Origin of the sequence: Mangrovibacterium diazotrophicum (genome assembly GCF_003610535.1) — a bacterium.
Taxonomy (GTDB): domain Bacteria; phylum Bacteroidota; class Bacteroidia; order Bacteroidales; family Prolixibacteraceae; genus Mangrovibacterium; species Mangrovibacterium diazotrophicum.
Genome location: NZ_RAPN01000001.1, coordinates 1,589,925 through 1,602,909, shown reverse-complemented (window position 1 = coordinate 1,602,909; position 12,985 = coordinate 1,589,925). Strand labels below are relative to the sequence as shown.

7 protein-coding genes are annotated in these 12,985 nt (G+C 44.6%); all 7 read left to right on the top strand.

The annotated features are described in order from the left end of the window. Nucleotide 1 precedes the first annotated feature (1 nt). The 7 genes from BC643_RS06195 (at nucleotide 2) to BC643_RS06165 (ending at nucleotide 12,910) form a co-directional block, all read left to right on the top strand. On the top strand, nucleotides 2-1,612 hold the full coding sequence (locus BC643_RS06195; RefSeq protein ID WP_120272269.1) for a RagB/SusD family nutrient uptake outer membrane protein: 1,611 nt from the start codon (nucleotides 2-4) through the stop codon (nucleotides 1,610-1,612). Nucleotides 1,613-1,800: 188 nt separating this feature from the next. Then, nucleotides 1,801-3,162 carry a glycoside hydrolase family 28 protein gene (locus BC643_RS06190; protein ID WP_120272268.1) on the top strand — a complete coding sequence of 454 codons (1,362 nt, stop codon included), beginning with the start codon at nucleotides 1,801-1,803 and terminating at the stop codon, nucleotides 3,160-3,162. A 515-nt stretch (nucleotides 3,163-3,677) separates the two neighbouring features. After that, complete coding sequence (locus tag BC643_RS06185) at nucleotides 3,678-6,935, top strand: SusC/RagA family TonB-linked outer membrane protein (RefSeq protein WP_211337997.1); 3,258 nt, start codon at nucleotides 3,678-3,680, stop codon at nucleotides 6,933-6,935. Nucleotides 6,936-6,950: 15 nt separating this feature from the next. Continuing rightward, nucleotides 6,951-8,765 (top strand): RagB/SusD family nutrient uptake outer membrane protein, encoded by a 1,815-nt coding sequence (locus tag BC643_RS06180; RefSeq protein ID WP_120272267.1) that lies wholly within the window; start codon nucleotides 6,951-6,953, stop codon nucleotides 8,763-8,765. Nucleotides 8,766-8,799: 34 nt separating this feature from the next. Further along, entirely contained in the window at nucleotides 8,800-10,215 is a 1,416-nt protein-coding gene (locus BC643_RS23505) for a DUF3823 domain-containing protein (protein ID WP_211337996.1), read from the top strand. A 25-nt stretch (nucleotides 10,216-10,240) separates the two neighbouring features. Beyond that, nucleotides 10,241-11,296: a PKD domain-containing protein gene (locus BC643_RS23670; RefSeq protein WP_120272266.1), complete on the top strand. Its 1,056-nt coding sequence runs from the start codon at nucleotides 10,241-10,243 to the stop codon at nucleotides 11,294-11,296. 138 nt (nucleotides 11,297-11,434) lie between these two features. Continuing rightward, complete coding sequence (locus tag BC643_RS06165) at nucleotides 11,435-12,910, top strand: glycoside hydrolase family 30 protein (RefSeq protein ID WP_120272265.1); 1,476 nt, start codon at nucleotides 11,435-11,437, stop codon at nucleotides 12,908-12,910. Nucleotides 12,911-12,985 lie beyond the last annotated feature (75 nt).

The following is a 12,985-nucleotide window of genomic DNA, read 5'->3' as shown; positions in this document are numbered from 1 at the left end:
AATGAAACTTAAGATATTTATCACATTTTTTATCGCTGCAGCCTTCATGTTTACGGGGTGCGAAGATAATTTCGACCCGAAAATATACGGTAGTCTGAGTACAACCAACTTTCCGCAGTCGGAGGATGACTGCCAGGGATTATTGATGTCCTGTTACCAGCCTTTTCACATTTATTGGGCCTATAACTTATCGGGCACATCACAACGTAACTGGTATGTTCCAACCGGTGGTACGCTGAAGATTTTTGATGCAACATCGGATTTGATGGCACCATGGACTATTAAGGTTTGGAGCGGTTGGACTGATTTATCAGAAGCCAATTACGCAAACTGTCACCTTTGGAGTCGTGCGCCGAGTGATGCAAATCCAAACAGTTTGGAAAAGATTCGCGATGTGACCCGTTTTACGGCGATTATCGGAACACTCGAAGATGTTGACTTTTTGTCGGATGAAACGAGACAGCAGTTTGTGGCAGAAGGGCGCTTGTTGCGCGGAATTATGATGTATAATTTATTTCATATGTATGGACCGGTTCCCGTTTTACTTGACCCTGATTTGGTTGGAACGGAAGAAGGCGAACAAAACCTGGTGCGTCCCACGTTGGATGAAATGACATCTTATATTTCTGAGGATTTTGAATATGCGATGGAGTATATGTCAAACTCGCAACCGAATGGGCGTTACACCGCAGATTATGCCCGCTACTGTGCGATGGTACATTACTTGAATGAAGGCTATCACGTAGATGGTTACTATGAAAAAGCTATCCAAATGTATACCGAGTTGAAAGCTTCCGGTTACGACCTGTATACTGATGGTGGTGATGATGCCTATGCTGATCAGTTTATGCAAGGCCACAAATTTAACCAGGAAGTGATCATGGCTGTTTCTGTAAGTTCTTCAGGAAATGGTAGTGCTGCGAACGGCAGTTTTAACCCGATTGCTTACTACTTAGTTCCTGATGACGCGGCAACGGCTGATGCTGAGGGGAATGCAACTCCATTCATGAAAAATGGTTGGAGACAAGCGTTCAACATTTCTACTGATTTCTATGATACCTTCGAGGATGATGACCTGAGAAAAAATACAATTCTGACCTCGTACCTGAAGAAAGATTATACTACGGTTACGCGGGATAACATTGGTGACAAGTGGAATGGCTTTGTGGTGAATAAATATCCACAGGAAATTGATCAAAGTTACCAGCCGACCGACTGGCCTTTAGCTCGTTGGGCCGATGTGTTGCTGATGTATGCTGAAGCTGTGGCCCGTAAAAATCAGTCGGTTCCAACAGGCGATGCACTACAGGGAGTTAACGATGTACGCGCCCGTGCTGGTTTGGATGCATTAAGCGGAGACGCCGTGGCAAGCTACGACGGTTTTATGGATGCTCTGTTGATGGAGCGTGGTCATGAGCTGTTTTTTGAAGGCAAGCGTAAAATCGACTTGATTCGTTTTAATAAGTATCGTCACAACTGTACTTTGTATAAAGGCGAGACGCCAACTCATCAGTATATTCCACTTCCTGATTATGCGATTGATGAAGCTGAAAGCTACGGCAAAACGTTGACTCAAACCTTTGAACGCGAAGGTTGGAGTCAAGATAACTAATAGGTTTTGTTGAATGAATAGTCGGATACCGGGCTGAATATTTTAGCTTCGGTATCCGACCATTTTGGCTTGGGCTGGATTTAGGCGCTGTTGGCGAATCCGGAATCTTTACGATTACGGCTCATGGCATTGTGTTGCTTAAGTGTTCGGATCTGGATCAATTCAATAAAAAAGAATAATTATCGACTATGAAAACATTATTACTACCGTTACTCATTGCATTAATTTGCTTTTCGTGTTCAACAAAACAATCCAAATTAACGACAACAACTATTCAGGTTGAAGCACCTTTTAAGATGCCGGCCGTTACGATTCCTGATTTTACCAATTGTAAGAAGTTTTTGATAACAGACTTCGGCGCCTTAAAAGGTGATAAAGACAAAACTTCAGCGGCAATCGCGGCGGCGATTGATGAAGCCAATAAAGCTGGAGGAGGTATTGTTGTTATTCCTGAAGGAGAATGGCTGACGGGGCAGCTTCACTTTAAAAGCAATGTGAACTTACATCTTGAAAAAGGAGCAGTTTTGCTTTTTAACGACGATCCGAAAGATTACCTGCCGCCGGTTCACACCTCGTGGGAAGGTTTAGAATGTTACAATTACTCGCCGTTAGTGTATGCCTATGAATGTAAAAACGTGGCGATTACCGGTGAGGGCGAGCTAAAAGCTAAAATGGATTTTTGGCGCACCTGGTTTCCGCGTCCTTCTGGACATATGAACAGCTTAAAACGTTTGTATACTATGATGGTCGACGATGTTCCGGTTGAAGAGCGGGTGATGGTGAACGATACGGCAAACTTACGTCCGCACTTTATTCAGTTTAACCGGAGCGAAAATATATTGCTCGACGGAGTGAAAATCACAAACAGTCCTTTTTGGACCATCCACCCTTATTTGTGCAAAAACGTCGTGCTTCGCAACTTGCATGTATACGCCCACGGGCACAATAACGATGGCGTTGATCCGGAAATGACGCAAAACATGTTAATCGAAAATTGTGAATTCGATCAGGGTGATGATGCTATTGCTGTTAAGTCAGGTCGGAACCAGGATGCCTGGCGCTTGAACACACCAACTAAAAACCTGGTAATTCGCAATTGCTATGTTAGAAATGGGCACCAGCTGCTTGCTGTGGGTAGTGAAATGTCTGGTGGAGTGGAAAATGTATACATGGATAGTTGTACTGTTGCCGATGGTGCCAGCATGTTTCACCTGGTGTTTTTGAAAACGAACGAACGTCGCGGCGGTTTTATCCGGAGTATTTATGTGTCCAACGTAAAAGGTGATAAAATGCGTGAGGGGGTTTTTGGTATTGAGACCGATGTTTTATACCAGTGGCGGGATTTGGTTCCAACAGTTGAGCGCCGGTTGACTCCTATTTCGGATATCCATTTGGAAAATGTACACGCCAACAACGCGAAGTTTATTTCCCGAATTTTAGGGCAAAAGGAGCTACCCGTTGAGAATATCTTTTTGACGAACGTTGTGGCAGATACCATCCGGGAGCAACCTTACATTCATGAAAATGTGATCAACTTCCGGGCAGAATAAAAATTAAAGTCTAAATTCTAAAATGCACTCCGAATTTGTTTCGGGGTGCATTTTTTGTTTTATAGGATTCGATTGACCTGAGATTCGATTCGAATGATAAATAAGCCCTGAATATTTCGACGCATCAATTTTTTCACAACGGGAATTCTTTTTTATAGAGTGTAATGATCCTTAGATCGGTCTTTTTCAAAGAAGTTCTTCATCCAATATTTTTGTAAAGGGAGCCAGATGTTTCAACACACATCTGGCTCCCTTTTTTCATATAACCCGCTAATAACGGTGTATTTGACGAATTCGTGATCTCTAACTGACGAATTTGTGATCAAAAAATTGCATGTCTGAAGATAGATTTGCTTTATGAAATTTTCTCAAAAACCTAATCTAAACATGAGACACAGATAGACAAGAAAAGGTGACAATTAATTTGGAGTGGAAGGTGTCAGTCACATCTCCTCATTTGTAAATCAGTAAAAAATTTAACCACTTAATCGCTTAGATTTATGAAAAAAAATCGAATGGAAAGGATAGGGATATCCTATTTCCTGAAATTTATCAAAGTTCTGAAAATTACGATGTTTCTGCTATTTGTTTGTGGCCTCCAATCCTGGGCTACAACCTCTGAATCGGAGCAAAATCAAGTTGTATCTGCAACAGAAGACTCCGGTAACACACAAGCTGAAAATACTATTAAAGGTAAAGTAACCGATACGGCTGGAGTGCCGCTTCCGGGGGTAACGGTTGTTGTTAAAGGTACTACCATCGGAACCATAACTGATGCGGATGGTAGTTATTCACTCACCAAGGTGCCTGCAGATGCATCATTGATATTCACGTTTGTGGGTATGAAAGCGCAGGAAATTAATGTTACAGGTAAAACTGTTGTTGATGTTACGCTGGTTGAGGAATCCATCGGCCTCGGCGAAGTCGTTGCCGTTGGTTATGGTACCCAATCGAAACGGAAAGTGACTACAGCTGTAAGTAGTGTAGATTCTGAAGAATTGACGCGTTCTGCTTCAACCACAACTGCTGGTGCTTTGGCCGGTAAAATGCCGGGCTTGTCAACTCGTGCAAAAGATGCTCGTCCCGGTAGAGGTATCGACCTGGAGATCCGTAACATGGGAAACCCCTTGTACGTTGTTGACGGTATTCCCTATGGCGGTGATGCTTCCAGAGACTGGTTGGGAGTTACTCGTGTTTCGGGTAATGATGTGTTCAACTCGTTGAGTTTGGAAGATATCGAAAGTATCTCCATCCTGAAGGACGCAGCGGCAGCTATTTATGGTTTGCGTGCGGCCAACGGCGTTGTTTTGATTACAACAAAAAAAGGAAACACCGGCGACAAAGTAACTGTCAATGTCAACGGATACTATGGATGGCAAAATTTGACTCGCTTTCCAGATCTGGCCAATGCCGGACAGTATGTACGCGGTAAGGTTGAAGCAGCCCAAAATGCCGGAATTGATCCTGCTACTATTTACTCGCCGGAAGAATTGGCGAAGTGGGAAGCAGGCAATCAGCTGGGCTACAAAAGCTATGATTACTACGACCTTGTTATGCGAAAAAATGTTCCCCAGTACAACATCAACGCGAACGTGAACGGGGGAACAAAGCGCTCAAAATATTACATGTCGCTGTCTCACGTTGGTCAGGAAGCGACAATGAAAGATTTCAATTACGACCGGACCAACTTCCAGGTTAACTTGTCAAGCGAAATTCTGAAAGGGTTCACCCTGGGAACACAAACCGCTTTAAAACTGGAAGAAACACAGGATGTTGGTTTGCAGGGGGGCGACGGATACTTTTCTTCTCTTTTGGCTGTATATGCCAACCGCCCAACTGTTGGACCTTATGCACATGATAATCCCGAGTACATCAATAATACGCCTAACAGACCTGACCTGAACCCGGCGCTTTTTAGCAGAGATATCGTCGGTTATAAGGACACTCATACAAAGGCAGTGAACGTGAACTTATTTGCCGAATATAAGTTCGACTTTGGTTTGTCGGCGAAGTATACCTACTCGCAAAACTATACGAACCTACATTTTGACGGATTTCAATATACCTACGATTTGTATACCTACAACGAAGCGGATGATAGTTACAGCAGAACAGGCGGACAAAGTGCAAGATGGCGGTTTGAAACAAAAATCGAATCGATGTCGCATTACCACCAGTTTCAGTTGAACTATTCTCATACATTCGGTGAAGATCACACGGTTTCAGCGGTATTGGGTTACGAAAGAAGTGACTGGGACCGCAATTTGACCTGGCTTGCTGCTGCACCAACCAACAACTACATTCCGTTGAACAGTCTGGCAATTCTTACCGGTTACGGCGACGAATGGACTTACCAGGCACGTGCCGGTTACCTTGGCCGTTTCAACTATTCCTATAAAGACAAATACTTGCTGGAAGTACTTGGTCGTTACGACGCTTCTTATCTGTATGCGCCCGGAAATCGTTGGGGATTCTTTCCCGGGGTATCGGCCGGATGGCGTATTTCTGACGAAGGTTTCTTCGATGGTTTGAAAAGCACTGTCAGCGATTTGAAACTGAGGGTTTCTGTTGGTCAGACAGGACAGGAGGCCGGAGTTGGTGTATTTGGATATCTTCCGGGATACAGCTTTGGTCGATTTGATAACAATGCGGTAGTCGGTGGATCAGTTCTCGACGGGGAATATGTAACCGGTATGCAGCCGCAAGGTCTTCCGGTAACTAACCTTTCGTGGGAAAAACATACCATGTATGACGCGGGGATCGATGCGAAATTCTTCGACGATAAGTTGTCGCTGACCGCCGACATTTTCAGGAAAGTGATTTCAGGAATCCCGGCCGGACGTTATGACGTTTTGATTCCAAGTGAAGTTGGTTATAGTTTGCCAAACGAAAACCTGAACAAGAACGAGTATCGTGGTGCTGAAGGAATGATTTCGTTTAAAAGCAAGATTGGCGAGTTGAAGTACAACGTAAGTGCCAATGCAACTTATTCACGTTTCAGATATGTTGAAAGCTACAAGCCTCGTTTCGGAAACTCCTATAATGAATGGCGCTATTCAAATGAGGACCGCTGGGGTGGAGTATGGTGGGGCTACCAGGCAATTGGTCGTTTCCAGTCAGAGGAAGAAATCAGAAACTATGCGATCGATAACGACGGACAAAACAACCGTACACAGTTACCCGGTGATATCATTTACAAAGACGTCAATGGCGACGGTGTAATTAACTGGTTGGATGAAACGCCGATCGGCTATCCGGATGGTTGGGCTCCGATGTTAAGCTTTGGAGGTAATATTGGTTTACAGTGGAAAAACTTTGACCTGAACATGGACTTTGCCGGCGCTGCCATGCAATCGTGGTTTCAAAATTGGGAGCTGCGGAATCCTTTCCATGCTGGCGGTAACTCTCCTGCATACCTGCTTACCGATAGATGGCACCGTGCCGATCCTTACGACGCAACAAGTGAATGGATTCCCGGTCGTTACCCGGCAATTCGGAATGGTACCTCTGACAACAATGGACGAAACTCGGATTTCTGGTTGCACAAGGTGCGTTTCCTGAGACTTCGGAATGCCGAATTCGGATATACTTTGCCTCAGGCATGGGCTAAGAAAGCAAGCCTCTCAAAAGCCCGGTTTTACGTAAGCGGATCGAATCTGTTTTCCATCGACAATGTGAAACAATTCGGAATCGATCCTGAAATCCAGTCAGGTTCTGCCGTGGTGTATCCTCAGCAACGCACAATTATGGTCGGTTTTAATCTAACATTCTAAACTTAAACGATAATCATGAAAACTAAAATATTCTTATTACTGGTATTATCAGCAACTCTCGGCATGTTTGTGAGTTGCGACAATGACAGTTGGTTGGAACGGCAGCCTAAAAACCGGATCAACGATGAGCAGCTTTGGGGCGACCCCGAACTTATCCTGAGTTTATTGTCAAACTATTACGATCGTATCCCGGGTGATGTGTTCAATACTTCGGCTGATTGCCAGTTGGACGACGCCATGTTTTCGGGACACAACGATGGTAACTGGGTGAACGATTTCCAATTTGGAGGCGATTACGGCAGATACTGGGATTACGGATTTATCCGCGATATCAATTTAGCGATTGAGAATCTGGCGCAATACTCCACTTTGACAATCGAAGAAGTGCAGCAATATGATGCGGAGTTGAGACTGATCAGAGCCCTGGTGTATTTCAACATGGTTAAAAATATGGGCGGTGTTCCGCTGGTAACTGAGCAGTTAATTTACGATGGCAGCGGCGATGTTGAATCGCTGCAAGTTCCTCGATCCAAAGAGGAAGAAGTGTATGATTTTATCTACGACGAAATTCAGGATATCAAAGAGAACTTCACAAAAACAGAGAGTAGCAATACCCGTGGTAACAAATATATTGCGTTGGCTTTGCAGAGCCGTGCCATGCTTTACGCTGCATCTTTGGCTAAGTACAACAACGAAATGAGTACTCCGATTACCCTGCCTGGTGGCGAAGTTGGTATCCCGGCGAGCAGAGCGACTGAATACTATCAGAAATCGCTCGACGCTTCAACCGAGATCATCGAAAGCGGAAGATATAGTTTGGACGAAGATTTCTATGACCTGTTTATGGACAAATCTTCTTCTGAAATCATCTTCGCAAAAGATTATTCCCGCGATGCTGAAAAGTTGAATGGATTCACTTATGACAATGTTGTCAGAAGTCTTCGGACCGATATTGAAGGTTCCTCAATGGTATCTCCCTCTCTGGGGTTGGTAGAAAGCTTCGACTACCTGGATGGATCTGAAGGAAGTTTGAAAGACGTGGATGCGAATGGTGACTACATCATTTATAGCAGCCTGAGTGCCATTTTTGCCAATAAAGACAAACGTCTGGAAGCAACAGTCGTTTATCCAGGTGCACAATTCCGCTCGAAGGATGTTGATATCCAGGCCGGTGTTGCCGAGTGGAATGGTTCGGGCTATGATTTGAAGACGGGTGATTTGGGGAGCACCACAGACAACGGAGGAAAGCTGACTGGCTTGGACGGTCCGGTTAACGATGCTCAATTTGTTAGTAATTCCGGATTCTATCTTCGAAAGCTGGTTTCTGAAGATCCTGATGCCGGTATCCGCCCAACATTGGGTGAAAACTGGTGGCCTTGGTTCCGTTTAGGCGAAATCTACCTGAATGCAGGGGAAGCTGCTTTCGAGCTGGGACAATCAGATGCAGTGGATTACATCAATAAGGTGCGGGAAGTACACGGTGGTTTTGACGCCAATAGCCTGTCAAGCCTTACCATTGAAACGATTCAAAAGGAACGCCGCGTAGAATTGGCATTTGAAGGCAATCAGCGCTTCTTCGACCTGAAACGCTGGAGAACAGCCGATCAGGTTTGGGATGGCGACAATTCCAACCCGGACGCAATGGTTGTGGGTTTGTATCCGTATCAAATTACGAACAAGGGTAGCGACGATGGTAAATACATTTTTGTAAGAACGGCACCGATCCGATTTAAACAACCCCGGTTCTTCAGAATGGCGAACTACTATGCTTCGATCGATCAAGGCGTGTTGAACAACAACCCGAAACTCGTGAAGAACCCGTTCCAATAGAATTTGAATGGTTAAAAACTTAAAAAGAACACCAATGAAAAAATTAATCATATTATTTGCAGCCGTTTTTAGCATCTTTTTTACGGGCTGCGAAATCGATAACTTCAGTGCTCCTGAGTCGATGCTCACGGGTACGGTAACCTACAACGGGAACGCTGTTGGTGTGCGCACCAACGGAACGCAGTTGGAATTGTGGCAAGACGGCTATGCGCTGAATGAAAAAATAGCAGTTCACATCGCTCAGGATGGTACTTATTCCGCCCGTTTGTTCAACGGCGAATATAAAATGGTTCGCCTGGCAGGTGCACCGTGGGATGCCGAATCGAGCGATACAATTGTCATCAACGTTAGTGGTAATACGGTTCAGGATGTGGAAGTCCAACCATTTTTTACCGTAACTGATGCCTCGTTCGAGGTAAAAGGAAATGCCGTTGTGGCAACTTTCAAAGTTAACCAGGTTGATGTCGCTGCTGTCCTTCAAGATGTTAAACTGTATCTCAGCAAAAACATTCTTGTTGACGAAAATCAGAAAGATTTTGCTTTAAAGGCCGATGTGTCAACGATCGTGTCCGGTGAAGAAGTAACAATGATCGCGACATTACCCCAAATTCTGGATGCCGAATACTATTATTTTGCACGGGTCGGTGTTCGTTCCGACCAATCAAGTGAATTCTATTATTCCCAGGTTGAGGAATTACAAGGTGATCCCGATGGGCCGAAAAACCCAACAGCTGATTTCACATCTGTAGTCAATGGCCGGGAAGTTACGTTTACAACGACTTCAAAGTATGTTGAATCCTTCATGTGGGATTTTGGTGACGGTGACACATCAACGGAAGAGAATCCGACGCATACTTATGCTCAAGGTGGAGACTACACGGTTACTTTGACTGCAATGGGAGGAGAAGGAACGATTACTGCGGTCGCTACTCATTCTGTAAACGTTGGATATGTAGCCGTTCCAATGACGAATGGAAATTTCGAACTTAGCACAGGTGGTAACAGAATTCAGAACTGGGCCGATGTTCTGGGTTGGAATAGTGATTCGCCGACAACAGACTCAGGAGTTGAGAACTTGGGGACCTGGTGGGGAGCCGGTAACGAAAGTTTCAAAGGCGTGCTTTACAATGTTGATGCGTCGGGCTACAACATTACCGATCACATTGTCTTAGACGGTGAAATTTTCAAAATGAATTTGGAAGCCATCAATATCTGGAATGGCCCTAAGATTACTGTTTCCATCATTTCGCAGGCAAGCAACGGAACACGAAACGTGATTAAATCACAAACTTTCGATGTTGTTTCAAATGAATGGACATCGATTGAATTAGTTGGTACTGCTACCGCAACATCTGTTGGCGGAAAATTAGGAGTCGAATTTAAGGGTGTTTCAGGAGACGGCGCTGATAGTTGGACAAGTTTCGACAATGTTGAATTATTTGCGAAGTAGGTTATAATCTTTTAAATCAACGAAAATGAAATATTATAATAGAATCAATTTAAGAGTTTTAGCGGTTATTTCGCTGCTCGCCTTGTTTGTTGCGGGATGCAAGGACGACCCTGCAGATCCTACCGGAGATTTTAGCTTTACGGTTAGTTCGGATAATACCCTATCGGTTTCCTTTGCCGCGTCTGGCGCTGATGCCGATGCAGTGACCTGGGACTTTGGCGATGGAGAGACGTCCACGTCAATCCGCCCGGTGCACACGTATGCCGCAGGTGGAACTTATACCGTTACGCTGACTTTATTTGGAGCTAGTGGTTCAACGCCCGCAAAAGTTACACAGGCTGTTGTTGTGGTCGATAGTCCGGTGGCTGGATTTACCTTTGTAAAGGAATATATGATGATAACCTTTACCAATACAACCACATATGCTGATTCATATTCCTGGGATTTTGGCGACGGTGAAACCTCGACAGACGAGAATCCCGTTCACACCTACGCTGCTGCCGGCGACTATACCGTGACATTGAATGTAACAGGAGCCGCAGGATCTAATCCTTCATCCGTCTCAAAAACCGTTAGTCCGTCTGAAGTTCCGTTTACAGCGATTGCGATTGAGAACGGAGATTTCCAACTTCCGGGAACCGGAAAAATACCAAACTGGGAAACCGTGCCGGGTTGGAGTAGTGATACGCAAGTCAATGATTCGGGTGTCGATGGGCCGGATGGTAATGGAAACTTCTGGGGCTATTTGTGGAATAAAGAACCCGAAGTGTATCAGTTGACAAACCATGTGATTGCTGAAGGTGAGGAATACAAGATTACCCTTGATGCATGGGATGCCTGGTCAGGTGGTGATAACTTTACCGTTACATTGTACTACAACAATGGCGACGGAATCCGCCAGGTTATAGAAACGCACACATTTGAAACCTTGGGAACGGGCCTCGAATTCGTAACCATGGCAACTTCTGCATCAGTGGGAGGGCGCTTGGGAATTCAGTTGAAAGCCAATGCAATTGGCAATTTAGGTTGGCTTAACAATGGTTGGACAGCATTTGATAATGTCAAATTATTCGTTAGATAAATCTCCAATTTCATCATCAAAAAAGGCACGGGTGTGTAAAGCCCGTGCCTTCTACTACTAAAAAGAAATTAAACATCTTTCTGTTTTAAGCCATTGGGGCTTATTTGAATGATTGTCAGATAATAAACAATAAACAACATGTGTATAAGGAAAATCTTTGCCCTGTTGGTCTTTGCGTCAGCAAGTTTTGTGCTTAATGCGCAGTCCGTTAGTTGGGTAAGTAGTACGGAAAACAATACCTGGGAACAAAAGACATTAAAACTTGAAAAAGCAGCAGCGATAAGTCCTGTTTTAGAATTAAACGGCGATGAAGAGCTTTTAACCTTCAAAGCTTGGGGGACCTGCTTTAACGAACGTGGCTGGGATGCGCTGAATCTGCTTCCCCGCAATCAACAAGAAACCATTTTGAGTCAGTTATTTTCGCCCGATGGTGATCTCCGGTTTTCGATCGGCCGTTTTTCCATTAATGCCAACGATTATGCACGCGACTGGTACAGCTGCGACGAAGTAAGCGGCGATTTCCAGTTGAAATATTTCAACATCGATCGCGATAAAACCACACTGATTCCATTCATCAAAGCAGCGCAGGAAAAGAACCCGGATTTGACTTTCTGGATTTCGCCCTGGTCGCCACCGTCGTGGATGAAAATCAATCACTACTATTCGGTGGTGAGCAATGCTGATCACAATAAGTTAGATCCAAAACTAAATTACCTGCTTTTTGAAGACAGCGAAAAAACATATGAGGGAGTATTCCCGGCAAAATTGGCAGTAAACGATTATTTTATCCAGGACCCTCGATATTTGCAGACCTATGCGAATTACTTCTGCAAGTTCATCGATGCCTATGCAGCAGAAGGAATTCCGGTTAACCAGGTAATGTTCCAGAATGAAGCCTGGAGTTACACACCTTATCCAGGCTGTGCCTGGACTCCGGACGGGATTATTCGCTTTAATACCGAATACCTTGCTCCGACCTTAAAAAAGCAACATCCGGAAGTTGATTTGTATTTTGGAACCATTAATACCAACCATTACGAAGTTATTGACGAAGTCCTTTCCGATCCGCGGATGCCGGAAACCTTTAAAGGGGTCGGGTTTCAGTGGGAGGGTGGACAAATTCTTCCTCGTATTCGCGAAAAATACCCGAACTACAAATACGTGCAAACCGAGAGTGAGTGTGGTTGGGGCTCGTTCGACTGGGGAGCGGCCGAGCATACCTTCAACCTCATCAACCATTACCTTGGAAATGGTTGCGAAGAATACACTTTCTGGAATGCGATCCTGGCAGATGATGGCGTGAGCGGCTGGGGCTGGAAACAGAATGCGCTGATCCGTGTTGATTCGGAAGCAAAGACAGCTACCTACACGCCCGAATATTTTGCCGTTAAGCATTACACGCATTTCCTGAGTTCGGGAAGTCGAATTATGGCTTTCAAAAAGGGGAAAGAAGACAAAATGCCGGTGATGGTCGTCAAAAATCCACAGGGGCAGTATGTTGTTTTTGCCGGAAACTTTAATGAAGAAAGCAAATCAATGACCGTAAAACTCGGTGCGCGTTTTTTAGAGGTCTCGCTGAAAGCTCATTCACTAAACACATTCGAAGTGAAATAAATTGAAAATTAAGATACTGTCTTTTCCCGGTTGATTCATTTTGGGACAGCCGGCTAAAGGTTCGTTTAGTTAGTT

Bases quoted from the DNA above. Each gene is read 5' to 3' on its own strand.
- BC643_RS06180 (WP_120272267.1), top strand. From the start codon at position 6,951: ATGAAAACTAAAATATTCTTATTACTGGTATTATCAGCAACTCTCGGC.
- BC643_RS23505 (WP_211337996.1), top strand. From the start codon at position 8,800: ATGAAAAAATTAATCATATTATTTGCAGCCGTTTTTAGCATCTTTTTT.
- BC643_RS06190 (WP_120272268.1), top strand. From the start codon at position 1,801: ATGAAAACATTATTACTACCGTTACTCATTGCATTAATTTGCTTTTCG.
- BC643_RS06165 (WP_120272265.1), top strand. From the start codon at position 11,435: ATGTGTATAAGGAAAATCTTTGCCCTGTTGGTCTTTGCGTCAGCAAGT.
- BC643_RS06185 (WP_211337997.1), top strand. From the start codon at position 3,678: ATGGAAAGGATAGGGATATCCTATTTCCTGAAATTTATCAAAGTTCTG.
- BC643_RS06195 (WP_120272269.1), top strand. From the start codon at position 2: ATGAAACTTAAGATATTTATCACATTTTTTATCGCTGCAGCCTTCATG.
- BC643_RS23670 (WP_120272266.1), top strand. From the start codon at position 10,241: ATGAAATATTATAATAGAATCAATTTAAGAGTTTTAGCGGTTATTTCG.